This is a genomic window from Clostridium sp. BSD9I1 (assembly GCF_900185645.1).
Classification (GTDB): Bacteria; Bacillota; Clostridia; order Clostridiales; family Clostridiaceae; genus Clostridium_AK.
In genome coordinates this window covers 917,532-936,616 of sequence record NZ_FYAM01000023.1, presented here as the reverse complement: position 1 = coordinate 936,616, position 19,085 = coordinate 917,532, and the positions used below count along the sequence as shown (strand labels likewise).

General features: G+C 30.6%; 19 protein-coding genes and 1 other annotated feature. Of the genes, 10 read left to right on the top strand and 9 right to left on the bottom strand.

The features are described from left to right. Positions 1-25: 25 nt before the first annotated feature. The 4 genes from BSD9I1_RS12155 to BSD9I1_RS12140 all read left to right on the top strand — a co-directional run bounded on the left by BSD9I1_RS12155 (position 26) and on the right by BSD9I1_RS12140 (position 3,506). Complete coding sequence (locus tag BSD9I1_RS12155; protein ID WP_186430532.1) at positions 26-1,147, top strand: alanine dehydrogenase; 1,122 nt, start codon at positions 26-28, stop codon at positions 1,145-1,147. A gap of 94 nt (positions 1,148-1,241) precedes the next feature. After that, positions 1,242-1,883 carry a TrkA C-terminal domain-containing protein gene (locus BSD9I1_RS12150; RefSeq protein WP_186430531.1) on the top strand — a complete coding sequence of 214 codons (642 nt, stop codon included), beginning with the start codon at positions 1,242-1,244 and terminating at the stop codon, positions 1,881-1,883. A gap of 114 nt (positions 1,884-1,997) precedes the next feature. Then, positions 1,998-2,699 (top strand): phosphatase PAP2 family protein, encoded by a 702-nt coding sequence (locus tag BSD9I1_RS12145; protein ID WP_186430530.1) that lies wholly within the window; start codon positions 1,998-2,000, stop codon positions 2,697-2,699. A 342-nt stretch (positions 2,700-3,041) separates the two neighbouring features. Then, a complete protein-coding gene (locus BSD9I1_RS12140) occupies positions 3,042-3,506 on the top strand; it encodes a hypothetical protein (protein ID WP_186430529.1) in 465 nt (154 codons plus the stop codon). 308 nt (positions 3,507-3,814) lie between these two features. Here the strand turns inward: BSD9I1_RS12140 and BSD9I1_RS12135 are convergent, their stop codons facing one another. Next, a complete protein-coding gene (locus BSD9I1_RS12135; RefSeq protein WP_186430528.1) occupies positions 3,815-4,504 on the bottom strand; it encodes an LrgB family protein in 690 nt (229 codons plus the stop codon). Next, positions 4,497-4,853 (bottom strand): CidA/LrgA family protein, encoded by a 357-nt coding sequence (locus BSD9I1_RS12130; protein ID WP_186430527.1) that lies wholly within the window; start codon positions 4,851-4,853, stop codon positions 4,497-4,499. Before BSD9I1_RS12130 ends, BSD9I1_RS12135 begins: the two co-directional genes overlap by 8 nt. A gap of 259 nt (positions 4,854-5,112) precedes the next feature. Continuing rightward, positions 5,113-5,327, top strand: a binding site (T-box leader). An 85-nt stretch (positions 5,328-5,412) separates the two neighbouring features. On the opposite strand from BSD9I1_RS12130, the gene argS reads away from it, so the two are divergent. Beyond that, on the top strand, positions 5,413-7,104 hold the full coding sequence (gene argS / locus BSD9I1_RS12125) for an arginine--tRNA ligase (RefSeq protein WP_186430526.1): 1,692 nt from the start codon (positions 5,413-5,415) through the stop codon (positions 7,102-7,104). Between the two features lie 91 nt (positions 7,105-7,195). Next, positions 7,196-7,990 carry a ribonuclease H-like domain-containing protein gene (locus BSD9I1_RS12120; protein WP_035308918.1) on the top strand — a complete coding sequence of 265 codons (795 nt, stop codon included), beginning with the start codon at positions 7,196-7,198 and terminating at the stop codon, positions 7,988-7,990. Positions 7,991-8,015: 25 nt separating this feature from the next. On the opposite strand, the gene BSD9I1_RS12115 is transcribed toward BSD9I1_RS12120, so the two are convergent. The 3 genes from BSD9I1_RS12115 to BSD9I1_RS12105 are packed head-to-tail and all read right to left on the bottom strand — an operon-like array spanning position 8,016 to position 10,173. Beyond that, complete coding sequence (locus tag BSD9I1_RS12115) at positions 8,016-8,156, bottom strand: FeoB-associated Cys-rich membrane protein (protein WP_081957164.1); 141 nt, start codon at positions 8,154-8,156, stop codon at positions 8,016-8,018. A 12-nt stretch (positions 8,157-8,168) separates the two neighbouring features. Continuing rightward, entirely contained in the window at positions 8,169-9,932 is a 1,764-nt protein-coding gene (gene feoB, locus BSD9I1_RS12110; protein ID WP_186430525.1) for a ferrous iron transport protein B, read from the bottom strand. Then, a complete protein-coding gene (locus BSD9I1_RS12105; protein ID WP_052085737.1) occupies positions 9,907-10,173 on the bottom strand; it encodes a ferrous iron transport protein A in 267 nt (88 codons plus the stop codon). Before BSD9I1_RS12105 ends, feoB begins: the two co-directional genes overlap by 26 nt. Before the next feature lie 254 nt (positions 10,174-10,427). On the opposite strand from BSD9I1_RS12105, the gene BSD9I1_RS12100 reads away from it, so the two are divergent. Beyond that, positions 10,428-11,162 (top strand): HAD-IB family hydrolase, encoded by a 735-nt coding sequence (locus BSD9I1_RS12100; RefSeq protein ID WP_035308915.1) that lies wholly within the window; start codon positions 10,428-10,430, stop codon positions 11,160-11,162. Between the two features lie 35 nt (positions 11,163-11,197). Further along, entirely contained in the window at positions 11,198-11,866 is a 669-nt protein-coding gene (locus tag BSD9I1_RS12095; protein WP_186430524.1) for a ribonuclease H-like domain-containing protein, read from the top strand. 34 nt (positions 11,867-11,900) lie between these two features. On the opposite strand, the gene gltX is transcribed toward BSD9I1_RS12095, so the two are convergent. Continuing rightward, positions 11,901-13,361: a glutamate--tRNA ligase gene (gene gltX / locus BSD9I1_RS12090; protein ID WP_186430523.1), complete on the bottom strand. Its 1,461-nt coding sequence runs from the start codon at positions 13,359-13,361 to the stop codon at positions 11,901-11,903. A 246-nt stretch (positions 13,362-13,607) separates the two neighbouring features. Next, the gene (locus BSD9I1_RS12085) at positions 13,608-14,993 is read right to left on the bottom strand and encodes an MBL fold metallo-hydrolase RNA specificity domain-containing protein (protein ID WP_186430522.1); all 1,386 of its coding nucleotides are present in this window, start codon (positions 14,991-14,993) and stop codon (positions 13,608-13,610) included. A gap of 121 nt (positions 14,994-15,114) precedes the next feature. Between BSD9I1_RS12085 and BSD9I1_RS12080 the strand changes: the two genes are divergently transcribed. Continuing rightward, entirely contained in the window at positions 15,115-16,242 is a 1,128-nt protein-coding gene (locus BSD9I1_RS12080) for an aminopeptidase (protein ID WP_186430521.1), read from the top strand. Positions 16,243-16,278: 36 nt separating this feature from the next. Here the strand turns inward: BSD9I1_RS12080 and BSD9I1_RS12075 are convergent, their stop codons facing one another. Continuing rightward, positions 16,279-17,547 (bottom strand): D-alanyl-D-alanine carboxypeptidase family protein, encoded by a 1,269-nt coding sequence (locus BSD9I1_RS12075; RefSeq protein WP_186430520.1) that lies wholly within the window; start codon positions 17,545-17,547, stop codon positions 16,279-16,281. 138 nt (positions 17,548-17,685) lie between these two features. Between BSD9I1_RS12075 and BSD9I1_RS12070 the strand changes: the two genes are divergently transcribed. Continuing rightward, positions 17,686-18,282: a CoA pyrophosphatase gene (locus BSD9I1_RS12070; protein WP_186430519.1), complete on the top strand. Its 597-nt coding sequence runs from the start codon at positions 17,686-17,688 to the stop codon at positions 18,280-18,282. Positions 18,283-18,534: 252 nt separating this feature from the next. Here BSD9I1_RS12070 and BSD9I1_RS12065 read toward each other — a convergent pair whose 3' ends face one another. Further along, complete coding sequence (locus BSD9I1_RS12065) at positions 18,535-18,879, bottom strand: hypothetical protein (RefSeq protein WP_186430518.1); 345 nt, start codon at positions 18,877-18,879, stop codon at positions 18,535-18,537. Between the last annotated feature and the right edge of the window lie 206 nt (positions 18,880-19,085).

Genomic DNA, 19,085 nt, shown 5'->3' with positions numbered 1-19,085 from the left:
AAAAATTTTGAAAAGGGTGATAAATATGATAACTTTAGGATTTCCAAGAATGCATAAAGAAGAAAACGAAAAAAGAGATTTCTTACCAGAATTTTTTAATATGTTAAAAAACGAAGAATGCATGTTTTATTTAGAAGAAGAGTATGGCAGTAAAATGGGAATAACAGAAGAGGATTACTTGAAGGTAAATCCAAATATAAGGTTTGTAAGTAATGAAGAGTGTTATAAAAAGGATATAGTAGTGGTTTTAAGATCCCCAGAGTTTAAAGAAATAGATATTATGAATGACAATTCAACATTAGTAAGTATGCTTCATTATCCTACTAGAGATACTAGGGTAAGAAAGCTTAAGGAGAAAAATATATTTGGAATTTCAATGGACTCCTTGCGAAATGACTTTTTAGAAAGAATAGTAGTAAATTATAATGGTACTTCTGGAAATGGTATAGAAATGGCCTTTAATGAATTATCAAAGATAATGCCAAATTTTTATTATCCAGATAGAGAGTGCATAAATGTATCTATAATAGGTATGGGAATGGTAGGGCTTTATGCAGCAAAGGCAGCAGGAAAGTATGGTAGCATAGAGCTGAATAAAAAGATGAACAAGCTAAATACTAAGGGAGTAATAGTAAATATGCTTCCTAGAAGTATAACAAATGATAGAGAAGAGCTTATTAAGATACTTAAGAACACAGATATATTGGTTGATGCATCAACTAGAGATAATCCTTCGCAATATATCATAAATAATGAACTTATAGGATATTTAAAGCCTGATGCTGTTATACTAGATTTAACTGCTGATCCATATTTGACTGATATAAATCCTATTCAGGTAAAAGCTATAGAGGGAATACCTACAGGAACACTAGATAAACCAGTTATATATGAAAATGATGAAGTATATAAAAACATTCCTGAAGGAGTAAATAATTCAATTAGAAGAACAGTTGTAAGCTGCAATGCATGGCCAGGAATAAAGCCAGAAGAGTGCATGAAGCTTTATGGAATTCAGTTATTTCCTATAATTCAAAAGCTTATAAGATTAAGTAGAGAAGAATTTAATGAAGATAGTGATGATTATTTTGTAAGAGCAATTTATAGAGGAACTATAGAATACTTTGAAAAATGTGAAAAGCACTAGAAATTTGGTGGGTTTTGATATATTATATTTGATGTACTGATTTATAACGAAATCATGTAAAAAAGCATTTCTAATGAAAATTGGAGGAATATAGATGAAAAATCCACATGGCGGAGCGGTATATAAAAATATAGCTCTAGACATAGCAAATAAAATAGTACTTGGAGAACTTAAAGCTACTGAAAAGATAAGCGGAAGATCAACGCTGGCTAGTATGTACAATGTATCTCCAGAAACTATAAGAAGAGCAATAGCATTATTGGAAGACATGAATGTTGTTTTATCTACAAAGGGCAGTGGTGTAGAAATAATGTCAATCCAAGCAGCCGAAAAGTTTATAGAAAAAAATAAGGATACTGAGTATTTAGCAACTGTTAAAGAAAATATATTTGACCTTATAGATAAAAAAAGAAAATTAGATGAAGAAATAGAAGTGAATTTTGAAAAAGTGTTAGATTTTGTTGATAGATTTAAAAATATAACCCCATTTACTCTTATTGAGGTTGAAATAAAAGAGGACTGTAAAGTATTAAATAAGAAAATAAACGAATTAAGATTTTGGCAAGCTACTGGTGCTACTTTATTAGCTTACAGAAGAAATGGGAAAATAGTAGTATCCCCAGGGCCTGACTATGTATTTAAAGACGAGGATATAATAGTGGTTATAGGCACAACTAATGTATATGATAAGGTATATGATTTTATATACAATGCATATTCAGAAGTAGAGAGTTAATGAAGCATTTTATAAACTGCTAAAAATTATATGATGAGAAATTTTAAATGTCATGTTGTAAGAACATGGCATTTTTTGTATTATAGTTATAGAATAATCTGGGGGGGAAGGCAATTGAAAAGTTTTTTTATAAGATTTAAGCACTCATTTTCTACATATAAGAAACATGATGAAAGGTGGAAGTACTTGGTTTTGGGAGTTTTAGTATCATTTATATCTTTATTTGCATTTTTAAGTATAATAGAAGATTATTTTGAAAATGGAGGTAATTATGCTATAGATAAGGTAGCTATAAACTTTGTAAAATCTATAGAGACACCTTTGCTAAGTAAGATAGTATACAGCATAACTACACTTGGAAATTCTTCAGGTGTAATAATACTCACACTTTTAGGAGCTTCATTCTTAATTTATAAAAAACTTAAAAGTGAGGCAGCATTTTTATCCTTGAATATTTTAGGGGTATGGCTTTTAAATGAGGCTTTAAAGGCATTTTTTAAAAGAAATAGGCCAGATATAAGAATTATAGAAGTGCATGGGTATAGTTTGCCAAGTGGACATGCTATGATTTTTATGACACTGGCAATAATAGCTTCTTATCTTATATTGATTCATCTAAAGGGTATGACCATAAGATGGGTTTTTGCGACTTTATTAATAATGCTAGCTATAGCTATAGGATTAAGCAGAGTGTATTTAAGAGTACATTATTTAAGTGATGTACTAGCAGGATGGTCGGCTGGTGCCTTTTGGTCAGCACTAAACATAATTTTCCATAGATACTCATATTATAAGAAAAATGCTAGGCATTTTTAGTATTGAATTGGTCGTATAGAATTTGCATAATTAATGAAACATCTCAGTATCCTGAGATGTGCTGATTTATAATGAAATCAGAGATTTCTATAAATCATGCAACCGTTCACTGCGCAAAGAAGCTCTAATTATTTCTGAATTTGAATCACCTAAATTTTCTAAACTCGCTGTCGCTCAGACAGTAGAAAATTCTTAACGGTGCTTTAAATTCGGAAATAAAGACCTTCTAGTTGCTTGTTCAATGCTTTCTACAATGCAAATCCTATACTATATATTCAACATTAAAAATATCACTCATATTTACAAACTTAATGAAATTTATATGATAAGAAGGTTTAAATATTGAAAAAATTGTTGATGATTTTAGGGATGATTTTTGTTTTAGCAATTTCAATTTTATGTTTCGAGACTTTTAAGTTGCCAGGAAAGGTACCTATTCCATTAATAAAATATAATAATTCAGAAATCAAAGTTATTCCATCTACATATGCATGGTTTAATAAAGGTAAAGGTGGAAATAGTGTTTTAGGATTACCTCCTGAAGAGAGCGTAAAAAATATACAACCTGTAATTATAGAGTCCAATGGAAAAGTATTTTTTAGTTTTGATGTTTTTTTGAAACCAAAAAACATTTCACTTATTTCTTGGAGAAATGGGAAAATTGTTTCTGAAAAAACATTGAAAGGAACAAAAGAAGGATTTTTTTATGCACCTAATGAAACAGGGATATATGTTTATGAAATTAATGGTCAATGGGACGAAACACATACTTCTTCATTTTCATTTAAAATAGAAGTAAAGAATTAAAATACGTTAGAGTTGTTATTTGATTTATTGAATGTACTGATTATTTTGTGTGCTAAATCTTGAAATGAAGGCATTTTTAATGTTGAATGTAGTATGGGATTTGCATCGTAGAAAACATTGAATGAGCTTTAAAACGGTTTTATTTATAAATTTAAAATACCGTTAAGAGTCTTCTATTGTCTGAGCTAAGGCGAGTTTAGAAGGCTTAGGTATTTTAAATTTATAAATATTAGCCGTTTTTAGCGAAATGAACGTTTTCCTAGATGGAAATCCCATACGGGAGGCAACATTAAAAATGCCGTAATTATCTACAACATGCTAATTAAAATTGGAGCCAAAATAGAGGTCATTATACCAGCAATTCCAATAGCAAGGCTTGACATTGCACCTTCTGTTTCTCCCATCTCAATTGCTTTAGTAGTTCCTATAGCATGAGATGCTGTACCTATAGATATTCCTATAGCAATTTTATTTTTTATTTTAAATACTTTACAAACTAAAGGAGCGATAACTGCGCCTATAATACCTGTAAGTATAATAGCAGCTACAGTAATAGCAGGGATCCCTCCTATTACCTTGGAAACCTCTATTCCAATAGGCGTTGTTATAGATTTAGGTACTAAGGAAAATGTAAGCTCATCGTTAAGTCCAAATAATTTAGATATATAATATATGCTAAACATTGCTGTAATTGATCCAACTGTTACTCCTAAAAGTATGGGAGTAAAGTACTTTTTAATAAGATCAAGTTTATGATACAAAGGTACTGCAAGTACAACTGTTGCAGGGCCTAAAAAGAAGCTTATGAGGTTACCCCCGATATTAAAGGAATCTAAACTAATATTAAAAAGTCTAATTATAAATATAACTAAAATAATTGCTATTAATAATGGATTAAAAAATGGTATTTTAGTCTTATGGTATATATATAAACCCAGCTCAAAGCATATTAATGATATGAGCACTCCAGTCATAGGAGAGTTTAAAAGTTCAGTCATCTTTCTCAACCCTCCTTATATACAATTGGATAGTCCAACCTGTAACAACTATAATTAATACAGTTGTTATAAGACAAATTATAATAAAGCTCATCCATTTGCTTTTTAATAAAGGTAAACAAGTAAGTATACCTACTCCGGCAGGTATAAAAAAGAAGGCTAAATGGTCCAATAAAAAAGCTGTGATTTTATCAATCATAGTCACTTTTATAATGCCTTTATAAAGACAGGCAAATAAAATTGACATACCTATAACATTTCCTGGGATTGTCAAATGAAAAACGGTATGTATTAGTTCTCCCAAATAGCCTATTATAAGAATAATAGCTAATTGTCTTAAAAGTTTCACTAGAACACCTCTTTCTTTAAGAATTATATTAAATGTACAATCTTTATTTTAGTACTTTTCTACATAAAAAACTATATTTTTATAAAAAATATCAAATTATGAGCTGAGGTTATGGTGTTTTTTTAATAAAAAGAAATGTAATTATAATTATGAGCATACTTGTGTAGTTGTTTACTTTTTATAGATAAATTATAATATATGATATTGACAATATAAGAAAAATGATAATATAATAAAATGTAACTTAAAAGGAAATAATATAAATTCTATGAAAAGGAAAGTACTTTTTATAAAGTTCTTTAAAGCGAGTAGAGTATGGTGAGAGTCTACAAGAAAGTAAAAAGGAAGAGAGCCTTGGAGAAGTTTATCTAAAATCAGTACTTATGAAAGTAAGATAAATCGCAAGTTTGCGTTAAAATTTGGAGTGGACATTAGTCAATTAGAGTGGTACCGCGGAATTTACCCGTCTCTGTTTTTTTACAGGACGGGTTTTTGTGATATAGCATTATAATAAATGATATATGTGGTAAAAATAATAATAAATGGAGGTAGTACATATATGGATTTTAAAAATACTTTAGTAAAAAGAATTAAAGAACATGTAGATATGCCAGAAGAAAAAATAGAAGCATTAATAGAAATTCCACCTAGACCAGAAATGGGAGATTATGCATTCCCATGCTTTCAGCTTTCAAAGGTGCTCAGAAAGGCACCAAATTTAATAGCTGAAGAGCTAAAAACTAATATAAACAAAGAAGGGTTTGAAAGAATAGAAACTATGGGTCCATACTTAAACTTCTTTGTGGATAAATCAGTATTCACTCAAAATACCTTAGAAAAAATATTAAGCGAAAAAGAAAACTATGGTAAAACAAATTCAGGTGAAGGTAAAAATGTAGCAGTGGAGTACTCATCTCCAAATATAGCAAAGCCTTTCCACGTAGGACATTTATTTAGTACATCTATAGGAAATTCTCTTTATAAAATATTGAGTTTTGAAGGATATAATTGTACTAGAATCAATCACTTAGGTGACTGGGGAACTCAATTTGGAAAGCTTATTTCTGCTTATAAAAGATGGGTAGATGAAGAAGCATTAGAAAAAGAACCTATTAAAGAGCTGCTTAGAATATATGTAAAATTCCATGATGAAGCAGAAAAGGATCCTTCTTTAGAAGAAGAAGGAAGAATGCACTTTAAAAAATTAGAAGACGGATCAGAGGAAGAAGTAAGACTTTGGAAGAGATTTAGAGATTTAAGTCTTAAAGAGTTCAATAAAGTATATGAAATGTTAAACGTAGAATTTGACTCCTATGCTGGAGAAAGTTTCTATGGAGATAAAATGGATGCTGTAATAGAAGAAATAGATAAATGCGGTCTACTTACAGAAAGTAATGGAGCAAAGGTAGTAATGCTTGAAGATTACAATATGCCTCCATGTATAATAAAGAAATCCGACGGAGCCACTATATATGCCACTCGTGACCTTGCAGCAGCTGTATATAGAAAAAATACATATGATTTTGACAAGAGCATATATGTAGTAGGACTTGAACAATCACTGCACTTTAAGCAGGTATTTACGACTTTAAAACTTATGGGTAAGGAATGGGCAGATTATTGCAAACATGTAGGTTTTGGACTTGTAAGATTTGCAGACAGAAAGCTTTCAACTAGAAAGGGAGAAGTTATATTCCTTGAAGAGCTTTTAAATGAATCAATAGAAAAAACAACAGCAGTAATAAAAGAAAAAAATCCTGATTTAGCAAACAAAGAAGAAGTGGCTAAGAAGGTAGGGATCGGAGCAGTTATATTCACATATCTTAAAAACAATAGAGAAAGAGATATAGTATTTAACTGGGAAGAAATGTTGAGCTTTGATGGAGAAACAGGACCATATGTTCAATATAGTTATGCAAGAGGTAAAAGCATATTAAGAAAAGCAGGCAATATAGAAGGAAGCATAAATTATAAAAAACTATCCTCAAAAGAAGAATTTGAGCTTGCAAAAACACTATCCTCTTTCAATGAGGCAATACTTTACTCTATAGATAAACTAGAACCATCTATCGTTACAAGATATGTTATAGATGTAGCTAAAGGATTTAATAAATTCTATAATGCACATAGTATTGTGAATGCAGAAGATGAGGAAACTAAGGTTGCAAGAATTAAGCTAGTAGAAGCTACTTGCCAAGTTATAAAAAATGGATTGAACCTTTTAGGAATAGATGTAGTAGAAGAGATGTAAGTATAAATATTGTGCATGTAGTACTTAACTTATGAATAGGGTACTACATGCATTTGTATAAGTAAGGGTTGCTTTGGTTTGGAGGAGAGTAATGTATATAAGAACTCGAGAAGAAACAATTGATCTAAAACCTGATATATTTTATAAATATGATATGGAAAATATGGCTTACTTTGATATAGAGACCACGGGATTTGACAAAGAAAAGGATTGCATTATGCTTATTTCTTTAGGATGGTTTTCTGAAAAAAGTACCTTTTGTGTTAAACAATACTTTGCAGAAAACTTGCAAGAAGAAAGAGATATACTAATGCAATTTAAAAAAGACATTGAAGGTTTTAATACATGGTGTTCCTATAATGGAAAAGCATTTGATGAACCATTTATTAAGATAAAGCTTACAAAACATAATATAAATTGTATAATGCCTGATAACCATGTGGATTTATATAGAATGATACGACCTTACTATAAAAAGCTTGGTATAGAGAGATGTAATTTAAAAACTGTTGAAAAATTTATAGGTATACAAAGGAAAGATTTAATTGATGGTGGAATAAGCATCGATCTATATTATAAATACTTACAAGAACGTGGAGAAGAGTTAAAAGAAACGATCATGCTTCATAATTTTGAAGATGTACTGAATTTGCCCAAGCTGTTTGAAATTGTGTCCAAGATTGATGAAGATGATTTAAGAAGAGATGATATTATAACAGAAAAGCAGTACAAGTATCTCCAGTATTTGATTAAAAAAAGCAATATTGAAATTCCCTGTGATGTAGAAAAGATATCTAAAAAGTCTGCAGGCAAGGTTATTGACTGCTTGCTAAGGGGAAATATAGATATAGAAGAATTGATGACAATAATAAAAAATAGTTATTAAAAGAAGTAATAGTGAAATTTCACTATTACTTCTTTTTGTAACTAGGACAGTGGGAAGAGCAACTACCGCAGTCGCACTTTCCTTGACCTTTATTTTTTATATTTTTATAAAGTATATATACAGCAGAGCCGACAATTGCTGCTGTAATGATATATTGAATAATCATGCCTTTCACCACCTAAAATATAACATTTAGAATCTGGTATGTTATAAAAGATATAATCCAAGCTAAAACAAATTGATATACCATAGAGAAGATAGCCATTTTATTTCCGTATTCTTTCTTCATTGTAGCTATAACTGAAACACATGGAGTGTAGAGAAGAACAAATACTAAAAATGTATAAGCAGTTACAAAGTTAAAGTGCTGAGGAAGTATACCCATTAAGTCTCCACCGTATATTACTCCCATGGAGCCAATTATAACTTCTTTAGCCATAAAGCCTGTAAGAAGTGAAACTGAAGCTTCCCAGTTTCCAAAGCCTAGAGGGCTAAAAATAGGGCTTATAAACTTACCAATAGAAGCAAGTAAACTGTTATTCATATCAGTTATACCTTGCATGTTAAAATTAGATAATATCCAGACTATAATTGATATTGAAAATATTATAGTACCAGCTTTTCTTAAAAATCCTTTTCCTTTATCCCAAGTATGAAGAGCTAGGTTTTTAAGTGTAGGTAGTTTATACTCAGGTAATTCAAGTATAAATGGCTCTTCATCTTTTTTAAATAATGTGTTTTTAAATATTATACCTATAATAAAAGCTATAAATATGCCTAGAAGATATAAGGAAAATACCAATAAGCTTTCATGTCCAGGGAAAAATGCTGCCGCAAAAAGACCATATACAGGAAGTCTTGCATTACAGGACATAAGTGGAACTATTAGTGCTGTAAGTTTTCTATCCTTTTCACTTTCTAATGTTCTAGCTGTCATTATTGCAGGAACTGAGCATCCAAAACCAACTATAAGAGGAATAAATGCCTTTCCTGAAAGTCCCATGCTTCTCATGAATTTGTCCATTATAAAAGCTGCACGAGCCATATATCCGCTGTCTTCTAAGAAAGAAATTCCTAGGAAAAGAGCAAGTATAACTGGCAAGAACACTATTACTGAACCAACACCGCCAATTATTCCATCAATTATTAATGATTGGAACCAAGGGCTTGTACTGGAAAGTGCCATTTCTACAAATGGTACAAATTTATCATTTAAAAGACCATCTAGAACATCAGCTAGGGGATTTCCTACCCAAGTAAATGTGAATTCAAATATTAAATATAATAGTCCTAAGAAAATAGGATAAGCTAAGAATTTATTTAAAACAATCTTATCTATAGCTTTACCAATATTTTTATTATCATTTTCAGGAGATACTGTTACTTTATTTAGCACTTCATCAATAAAAGCATATGCTTGAGATTCATCCTGAAACTGATAATCATTATCATTATTATCTCTAAAAAAAGTACCGCTTTTTAGCAGCAATTTCAACTCATCTATACCTATATTTTTAGAAGCTGATATTGGAATTACTTGTACGCCTAATGCCTTACCTAAAGCATCATAATTTATTTTTATTCCTCTTTCGTTGATTATATCTACCATATTTAATATCAATACAATAGGCTTATTAAATTCTTTTAATTGAAGGGTAAGATATAAGTTCCTTTGTAAATTAGAAGCATCTACAATGTTTAAGATTACATCCACATCGCCATTTAAAAGAAATTCTTTTGATACTTTTTCCTCATTAGAATAGGTATCCATGGCATATATACCAGGAAGATCTACTATTTTAACATTAGAATCTAAATAACCCTCTTTTTTCTCAACCGTTACTCCAGGCCAATTTCCTACGTACTGATTGGAACCAGTTAGTGCGTTAAAGAGAGAAGTCTTACCTACGTTAGGATTACCCAACAATGCTGCATTTGTCATAAACTGCCTCCTTATATTCTATTCCTCTTACAAGTATATTTTTTGCATCATTTTTTCTTATTGCTAAATCAAAACCTCTAAAATTTATAATTATAGGATCACCAAAGGGCGCCTTGTTTTTTAAACAAACTTCTGTTCCTGCGATGCAACCTAAGGATAAAAGACGTTTTGCTAATTTTTCATTTCCAAAAACATTTTCTATACAAGCCTTTTCTCCAGGTTTTAAATCTATAATACACATATTATCCGCTCCTCGTTGATAATTATTATCATTCTCAATATTAATATACCACCATAGGCAGGGAATGTCAATATAAATTTTAGCTTGACAGAGATATTAAATAAAAATAAATCTGCTTTTAAGTATTAAAAGCTATATATTTTACAAATACTTTAGTAAAGGGTATAATAAAAAGTAAATTGGAAATATATACTTTTTTAGTGAAAATAACTTATCTATAATAATTAAAATAATAATTGCAGGGAGGTATGAATATGAAGAAGGTAGCAGCGTTTTTTGATATAGATGGTACTCTTTATAGAGAAGGGTTAATTACGGAATTATTTAAAAAGCTTATAAAATATGAAATAATATCTCAAGATAGATGGTACAAAGAAGTAAAGCCTGAATACGTAAAGTGGGATAAAAGAGAAGGAAATTATGATGATTATTTATTGAAAATGGCTAGTATTTATATAGAAGCAGTAAAAGGTCTTCCTAAATATCAAGTAGAATATATAGCTAAAAATGTAATAGAACAAAAGGGAGATAGAGTATACACTTTTACTCGTGACAGAATAAAATGGCATAGAAGCCAAGGGCATGTGGTTGTAACGGTTTCGGGAAGTCCTATTGAACTTGTTAAGGAAATGAGCGTTAAACATGGATTTGATGATTATAGGGGCACAATTTATAAGTTAAATGAAGAGGGAATATATACCGGAGAAGTTATACCTATGTGGGACAGCGTAAATAAAAAAAGAGCGATAAATGAGCTGAAAGATCTTTATAATATAGACTTAAATGCAAGTTATGCCTATGGAGATACAGCTGGAGACTTTTCTATGTTTCAAATGATAAGGTATCCCATTTGTGTAAATCCAACTAAAGAACTATTAAAAAAGGTTATGAGTGATGAAGAGGTAAAAAACAAAATAAAGATAATAGTTGAAAGAAAAGACAGTGTTTATAACTTAAGTACTGATTGTTTAGATATATTAAATATGTAGAAGTTAAGATAAATAATCTAGAAAGAGTGGAGTTTATGATTGTAAGAGAAAATACACAAAAGGTTGAAGAAATAAATGAAGATATGGCTTTAAAAATAAATACAAAGGAATCAATATTTAAAAAAGCAGTATTTTTTGACTTAGAGCATTATGTATATAAAAAACCTATATGTATAGGAGTGTTTGGATGCAGTTATTATGATGAAGAGAAGCAGGTTTTAAACACTACTCAATATATGATAGAAAATAAAGCTGACTCCTTAGAAATTTTAAGACTAGCTAAAAAATATTTTATAAATTTATATGAAAATAAAGGGAAGAGGTATATTGTTACTTTTTCAGGGAATAACGATTTTACTGTAATAAATTATCTCATGAATAAATATAAGTTGAATCTTAATTTAGAAGAATATTTTACTCATATAGATTTGCAAAAGGAATATGAAAAGTGCAAAGGCGTAAATATAGGTCTTAAGGCATTAGAAAAGGAATTTGAGATAGAAAGAGAAAGTGAGCTTATAAGCGGGCAAAACCTTGCCAAAACCTTTGGAAAAGTAATAAAGGATAGAGAGTATATAAATCGAATGCCAGCTGAAAAGAAGGAAAAGATACTTCTTTATAATGAGCAGGACGTAGTAAGCTTATTTTATATGTATATTACTTGGGAAAAGTATGTGTCTAGCGAAATTTCCCCTAAAGAGTAAAAAGTCTCCTTAAAAATCAAGGAGACTTTTTATTTTATTGAACTTCTTTTAACTGTTCTATTCCTATTCTGATTCTTCTAAGTGATTCTTCTTTGCCAAGTATTTCAGCTATTTCAAAAGCTCCACCAGGAGTAAATTGTTTTCCTGAAACTGCAGTTCTAATTGGCCAAAGAACTACTCCATTTTTAACTTCTAATTGCTTAACTAAATCCATCATGGAATCATGAATAGAAGTTAAATCCCAGTTTTCTAGTCCTTCTAATATAGGAAGGGCCTTTTCAAGACTTACTAGGGAATTTTCATAATTAGTTTTCATCTTTTTATGAATATATAATTCTGGAGAATAATCAGGCATTTCTTCAAAGAAATCAATTTGGCCAGGTATTTCACTTAATACTTCTGTTCTAGTGTGTAAAAGTTCACTAAGCTTCATTAAATCTAAGTCTTTTTTAATAACTTGATTGTAATATGGAAGAGCCATCTTGTGGAATTCTTCTATAGGAAGCATTTTTATATACTCTGAATTCATCCATCTAAGTTTTACAATATCAAATATTGCAGGTGCCTTATTTATGTGAGTGAAGTCAAACTGTTCTATAAGTTCTTCTAAATTAAATATTTCTTGAGTAGTTCCTGGATTCCATCCAAGTAGGGCTATATAGTTTAATATAGCATCCTTTAGAAATCCTAATTCAAGTAAATCTTCAAAGGAAGCATCTCCTTTTCTTTTACTTAATTTATTTTGGGCATCTCTCATTATTGGAGGACAGTGAATGTATTTTGGTACATTCCAGCCAAAAGCATCATATAAACGATTATATTTTGGAGAAGAAGATAAATATTCTGTTCCTCTAACTACATGAGTTATATTCATAAGATGATCATCTACTACGTTAGCAAAGTTATAAGTAGGGAAACCATCAGATTTTAAAAGTATCATATCATCAAGTTCATTATTTTCTACTGTAACCTTTCCGTAAAGCTCATCTTCAAAAGTAGTAGTTCCAGTGGAAGGATTATTTTGTCTTATAACAAATGGAACGCCGGACTTTATCTTTTCATCTATTTCTTCCTTTGATAGGTGAAGACAATGTTTGTCATATTTAAAAGGTCTATTTAAAGCTTCTGAATTTTGTCTAAGCATATCAATTCTTTCTTTATCACAGAAGCAGTAATAAGCATCGCCTTTATCTATAAGCTTTTTAGCATATTCCATGTAAATAGGCTTTCTTTCACTTTGAATGTAAGGACCTACAGGACCTCCTACATCTGGACCTTCATCATGATGAAGACCTGTTACATTTAATGTGTTATAAATTACTTCTAAAGCGCCCTCTACTTGTCTTTCTTGATCCGTATCTTCAACTCTTAATAAAAAATCTCCTCCATCATGTTTAGCAATTAGATAGGCATAAAGTGCTGTTCTAAGGTTACCAACATGCATGTATCCGGTTGGACTTGGAGCAAATCTAGTTCTTACTTTTTTTCCATCCATAGTTTTTCAACTCCCTATTGTATAAATATTTTAATCCATAAAAGGACTTAAAAATTCAGTAAAACAAAAACCTCTCATCCTTTAGATTAAGGACGAAAGGGATAGGTTTTAAGTCAATTCTATCATATAATACTATGATTTCCCTGTCAAGCTAATGAAAGAATAATGACTTATTAAGTGGTATTAAAGTAAATATAAAGAATTAAGTTACTTTAGTGGTAATATTATTAGCAAAATATGGAGACTTTATACATATATATCTTCCCCTAATCTAACTATATGAGAATTAAATCCTTCTTCATTAAGCATTTTATAAAAACTCTCTTGTGCTTCTTCATCACCATGAACTAAGAATATATTCTTAGGTTTGTTTTTAAATCCCTTTACCCAATTCAAAAGCCCATTTTTGTCCGCATGTCCTGAGAGTCCTTGTAAATTATATATATGTGCTTTTACTGCGATTTCATCTCCAAGTATTTTTACTAATTCTTCTCCATTCAATATACGTTTTCCAAGAGTTCCTTCTGCTTGATAGCCTACAAATACCACTGAGCATTCTTTTCTCCACAAATTGTGTTTAAGATGGTGTTTTATTCTTCCTGCATCGCACATGCCGCTGGAGGAAATTATTACAGCACCACTTTGAATATTGTTTATATCCATGGATTCCTGAGGTGATTTGGTAAATGTAAGACCAGTAAATTCTAGTGGATTATCACCAGAGTTAACTAATCTTAAAGCTTCAGTATCAAAATACTTTGTATATTTTTTAAATACTTCTGTAGATTCTGAAGCTAAAGGGCTATCCACATATACCTTTATGCCCTTTAAGATTCCAGACTCAACATAGGTATTTAATGCATAAATTACTTCTTGAGTTCTTCCTATAGCAAAGGAAGGGATTATAATATTTCCTCCTCGGTTTACAGTGTCATGTATTATATTAACTAACTCTTTTAAATCACAGAATACGTCTCCATGAAGTTTATCTCCGTAGGTGGTTTCCATAATAATATAATCTGCATTGTCTATATAGGTAGGGTCTTTTAAAATAGGTATATTTATATTTCCCAGATCACCAGAGTAAACAAGCTTAGTTGTATGATTATTTTCATTTATCAACATTTCAGTTATGGCCGAGCCTAAAATATGTCCTGCATCTGTAAATTTAATTTTTAATCCATCAAATAACTCAATCCACTCATTATAAGCGCAGCCTTTAAATAATTCCATGGATTTTTTAGCATCAATTTCGGTATAAAGGGGAGTCACCTCTGGCAGAGCTTTACGTCTGCGTTTTCTGTTAAGCCATTCTGTTTCCATTTCTTGAATGTGTCCGCTATCTTGAAGCATTATGTTACATAAATCCTTTGTACCTTCAGTGCATAAAATTTCTCCTTTAAAACCTTGTTTATAAAGTATCGGTATTCTTCCGCTATGATCTATATGAGCATGGCTTAATATTACAAAATCTATATCCTGTGGGTTGAAGCTAAATGCAAAGTTACTTCGTTCTTTTTCATCTTTTCCTTGAAACATACCGCAATCTAGTAATACTTTTTTATCTTTGATATGTAATATATGTGAGGAGCCTGTAACGCATCCTGCAGCTCCATAAAACTCTATATTCAATTTAAAACCTCCTTAAAACTTCCGGTAAAGTATAGTATTACCTAAATCTTGTGTATTTATAGTGTTAAAATCTTTTTTATGATAAAATAATGGGGAAATATTTGTATTGGGAGGAAATAATATGAGAGATATAAGATTAAATAAGTTAGCAAAACTTTTAGTGAATTATTCTACAGAAGTAAAGCCAGGAGATTTTGTACTAGTACAATGTGATGATGTGGCAACTCCATGGATGGTAGAAGTAGTTAAAGAGGCTGTGAAGGCAGGGGCTCATGTAGAAACTTTAATAGACTCACAGGAAGCAAAATATATAAAGCTTAAGCATGCATCAAATGAACAACTTTTAGAGGAAAACTACATACAAAAATGTGCTATAGAAAAGGCAGATGTATGGTTAACTGCTTGGGGAAGTCAAAATACTAAGGCTAATTCTAATATTCCATCAGAAAAAATAAAGTATTCTTCAAAGGGTGCATCCAGCTGGAGAAGGATATATTCAGAAAGATGTGGAGATGGAACACTTAGATGGTGTGGAACGCAATTTCCAACTCATGCAGATGCTCAAGAGGCTTCCATGAACATTTTTGAATATGAAGATTTTGTATATGGGGCAGGGCTTCTAGATTATGATGACCCTGTGGCAGAGTGGAAGAAGATAAGCAGAGATCAGGAAAGATGGGTAAAATATTTAGACACTAAAAAAGAGCTTCATATGATTTCTGAAGGAACAGATATTAAAGTAAATATTGAAAATAGAAAGTGGATAAATTGCGATGGTAAGGCAAATTTCCCTGATGGGGAAATATTTACGTCACCAGTAGAGGATGGAATAAATGGAGTTATAACCTTTAGTTTTCCTGGTATATATGCTGGAAAGGAAATAGAAGGAATAGTACTTAAAGTAGAGCAAGGAAAAGTTGTAGAAGCAACAGCTAAAAAAGGAGAGGAACTTTTAAAGGAACTTATAAATACTGATGAAGGGTCTTCCTTCTTTGGAGAAGTTGCCATAGGAACAAATTACGGTATAAAGAAGTTTACAAGAAATATGCTCTTTGATGAAAAAATAGGTGGAACTATTCATATGGCATTAGGAGACTCTATGCCTGAAGCTGGTGGAAAAAATAGATCCACTATTCATTGGGATATGCTTTGTGATATGAGAAATGGCGGCAAAATATACGCTGACGGAGAATTATTTTACGAAAATGGAGAATTTAAAAAGGATATACTTCTGAAATATAATTTATAAAAATAAGAGAGTACTTGAAAGTACTCTCTTTTAGCTTTAATAATATTTAGGACGTTTTTTTCTTCTTTTTTTATTGGAAATTAGCTTTATGACAACAGCAACTAATACTAAAACAGCTATTACACTTATTAATGCAAAAGTATATAAAAGAATATTTTGCTTAAGTAACGTTCCTTTAGATACGTTTGTATATAAGCTGTAGTCTTTTGAAGCTTCTCTTTGTTTTAAAGTAAGAGTTCCAAGTTTAGTGTCTTCATCTAAAGACCAAGGATTTAACTTATTTAACTTGAATATCTTTTCGTTATCCTTCTTGTTCACTTCATTTTCATATATTGTTACATCCTCTTTTACGATAAGAGGAACATCTATCTTTTTCTCTGGACCAAAGAAACCAAGAGGTTTGTATGTAATAGTTTCAGTTTTTAATGCAGTTCCTTTAGGATATATAACAGTCTTCTTTGCTTCATAGCTCCAATCAATAACTTTTTTCATATCTTTGAACACATAAGAGTCTTGACTATCATATACTGAATTCATAATTACACCAACAAGTTTTCGTCCGCCTCTTTCATAAACAGCTACTAAGCATCTTCCGGCAGGAGAAGTATAACCTGTTTTTCCACCTACATTACCATCAACACCTAAGTTTTTATTTCTATTTTCAATTATAAGCACGGTGCCAGCAGAAGTACGAATAGTACTTGTCTTTTTTGCCATAGATTCTCTAACCCATGGATTTTTGTAGGCAGCTCTTGCTATAACAGTTAAGTCATATGCAGTGGTGTAATGATTTGCATCATGAAGACCATTAGGTGTAACAAAATATGTGTTTTTAAGTCCTAATTTTTTTATTTCTTCATTCATCATATTTTCGAAGTTTTTAGCATTTCCTGCAACGTTGTCTGCTATCATATAAGCAACATCATTCCCTGAGTAAAGTAAAAGTCCATCCATAGCATCGGCGCCAGTCATAGTTTCACCAACAGCGATAGGGTGCATATTTTTATCAAGGGAATATTCAGGTTGTATTTTTGCAGACTGGGTATATGTAAGATTATCACCTTTATCTTTATGTTCAGCTAATAGTAGAGCTGTCAAAAGTTTTGTAGTACTTGCTGGATACATTTTGTTATCTGCAGATTTTGCATATATTATTTCTCCAGTATCGGCATCCATGGTAATAGCAGCTTTACCATATATTGAAGGCATATCTTTAGCAGCTGCAAAAACCTGAGTACTTATAGAAAGTGATAAAATACATGAAAGAATAAATGAAAATCTCTTTTTCAACGTACATCTCTCCATTTTCTATAGTGTTTTTTTGCTGTATATTATTAAGTGTAATACCCATTAAGTATAACATGGAGCGGTGTATTTGACAAACTTAAATTAGTATATAATATTAATAAGTAATTATATAGGTTAAAGGAAGGAGTTCCAATTATGATATCAAATATAGAATCAATATTTAAAAACAGACAGGCAGATTTAATAGGAAATTATAATAAGTATGCAGTGATGATATGTATTACAGAGGAAGAGGCACCGAGTATAGTATTTGAAGTAAGAGCTTTAACACTAACTTCTCAGCCTGGGGATGTATCCCTGCCTGGAGGCAAAATAGAGCCTGGTGAATCACCTATGGAGGCAGCAATTAGGGAAACCATGGAAGAGTTGAATATAGGTAAAGAAGATATGAAAGTAATAGGTGCTATGGATTATTTTGTTAGCCCTTATAATCAAGTGATATATCCATTTGTAGGAATATTAAAGAGATGTGATTTTCAGTGGAGTAAAGATGAAGTACATAAGATATTTAAAGTTCCAGTGGATTTCTTTTTAAGTAATGAGCCTGAGAAATATGATATAGATTTAATTCCAGAGTTCCCCGATAATTTCCCATATCATCTTATAGTAGGTGGGAAAAACTACAAGTTTTCAAAGGGAAAGCGGGAGCAATATTTTTATAAATATAATGAATATGTAATTTGGGGATTTACAGCACTTATAATTAAAAGATTTATTGATATTATAAGATAATGTTGAAACTAGAGTAAGAGATTTGCATTTAGGAAATCGTTCGCTGCGCAAAAAGGCTCTAATATTTTTAAATTTAAAATACCTAGGCCTTCTAAACTCGTTTCACTCAAACAATAGAAGGCTCTATACGGTATTTTAAATTTAGAAATAAAGCCGGTTTAGAGCTTATTCAATAATTTATACAATGCAAATCCTATACTTTATTCAACATTAAAAATATCACTACAGATATTAGGGGCTAGAGAATAATGATTATTTCGAGCGTGTTTTTCTGGGAAGAAAAAGTACTGAGGATAAAACTATAACTCCTAAGTAAATAAAAATCATAAAGCTAGGTATAATAGGGGACTTATATAAATATTTCAAAAATACAAATACTGCTAGTGAAATTACAGACCAAAATAAAGCAATGTAACTCATTCTTTTGTTTCTCTCATGCCAAACTTCAGGTTTTTTCATAGTACCAATTATTTTATCCTTATCAGGACTTTTGTCAGAACTTTTTATAAGTACAAATTTAAAGTAAACATAAAATAAAATAGCTATAACAAATATTCCCAGGAATATATAAGATAAGGATATGGTTGAAAAGTTCATAATTATCACCTCTTAATTCTAGGTATTACAATTAGTTTATATTATTGTTATAAAATTATGTACCCAGCAGCAACTTTTTTAATAAAATAATAAAAAATTCTGTGAATTATCAATTTATTATTTAAATTTTCTAAATATTGGTGTATAATTTATTTAAACAATAGAGATTCCAATTAATTGGTATCTAATTACTATATTATTAATGT

What these genes read in the sequence shown, in the direction of transcription:
- BSD9I1_RS12095 (WP_186430524.1), top strand. Translation starts at nt 11,198, where the DNA reads ATGATTGTAAGAGAAAATACACAAAAGGTTGAAGAAATAAATGAAGAT.
- BSD9I1_RS12150 (WP_186430531.1), top strand. Translation starts at nt 1,242, where the DNA reads ATGAAAAATCCACATGGCGGAGCGGTATATAAAAATATAGCTCTAGAC.
- BSD9I1_RS12105 (WP_052085737.1), bottom strand. Translation starts at nt 10,173, where the DNA reads ATGTGTATTATAGATTTAAAACCTGGAGAAAAGGCTTGTATAGAAAAT.
- BSD9I1_RS12075 (WP_186430520.1), bottom strand. Translation starts at nt 17,547, where the DNA reads ATGGAGAGATGTACGTTGAAAAAGAGATTTTCATTTATTCTTTCATGT.
- BSD9I1_RS12155 (WP_186430532.1), top strand. Translation starts at nt 26, where the DNA reads ATGATAACTTTAGGATTTCCAAGAATGCATAAAGAAGAAAACGAAAAA.
- BSD9I1_RS12120 (WP_035308918.1), top strand. Translation starts at nt 7,196, where the DNA reads ATGTATATAAGAACTCGAGAAGAAACAATTGATCTAAAACCTGATATA.
- BSD9I1_RS12080 (WP_186430521.1), top strand. Translation starts at nt 15,115, where the DNA reads ATGAGAGATATAAGATTAAATAAGTTAGCAAAACTTTTAGTGAATTAT.
- feoB (WP_186430525.1), bottom strand. Translation starts at nt 9,932, where the DNA reads ATGACAAATGCAGCATTGTTGGGTAATCCTAACGTAGGTAAGACTTCT.
- BSD9I1_RS12065 (WP_186430518.1), bottom strand. Translation starts at nt 18,879, where the DNA reads ATGAACTTTTCAACCATATCCTTATCTTATATATTCCTGGGAATATTT.
- BSD9I1_RS12070 (WP_186430519.1), top strand. Translation starts at nt 17,686, where the DNA reads ATGATATCAAATATAGAATCAATATTTAAAAACAGACAGGCAGATTTA.
- argS (WP_186430526.1), top strand. Translation starts at nt 5,413, where the DNA reads ATGGATTTTAAAAATACTTTAGTAAAAAGAATTAAAGAACATGTAGAT.
- gltX (WP_186430523.1), bottom strand. Translation starts at nt 13,361, where the DNA reads ATGGATGGAAAAAAAGTAAGAACTAGATTTGCTCCAAGTCCAACCGGA.
- BSD9I1_RS12100 (WP_035308915.1), top strand. Translation starts at nt 10,428, where the DNA reads ATGAAGAAGGTAGCAGCGTTTTTTGATATAGATGGTACTCTTTATAGA.
- BSD9I1_RS12115 (WP_081957164.1), bottom strand. Translation starts at nt 8,156, where the DNA reads ATGATTATTCAATATATCATTACAGCAGCAATTGTCGGCTCTGCTGTA.
- BSD9I1_RS12135 (WP_186430528.1), bottom strand. Translation starts at nt 4,504, where the DNA reads ATGACTGAACTTTTAAACTCTCCTATGACTGGAGTGCTCATATCATTA.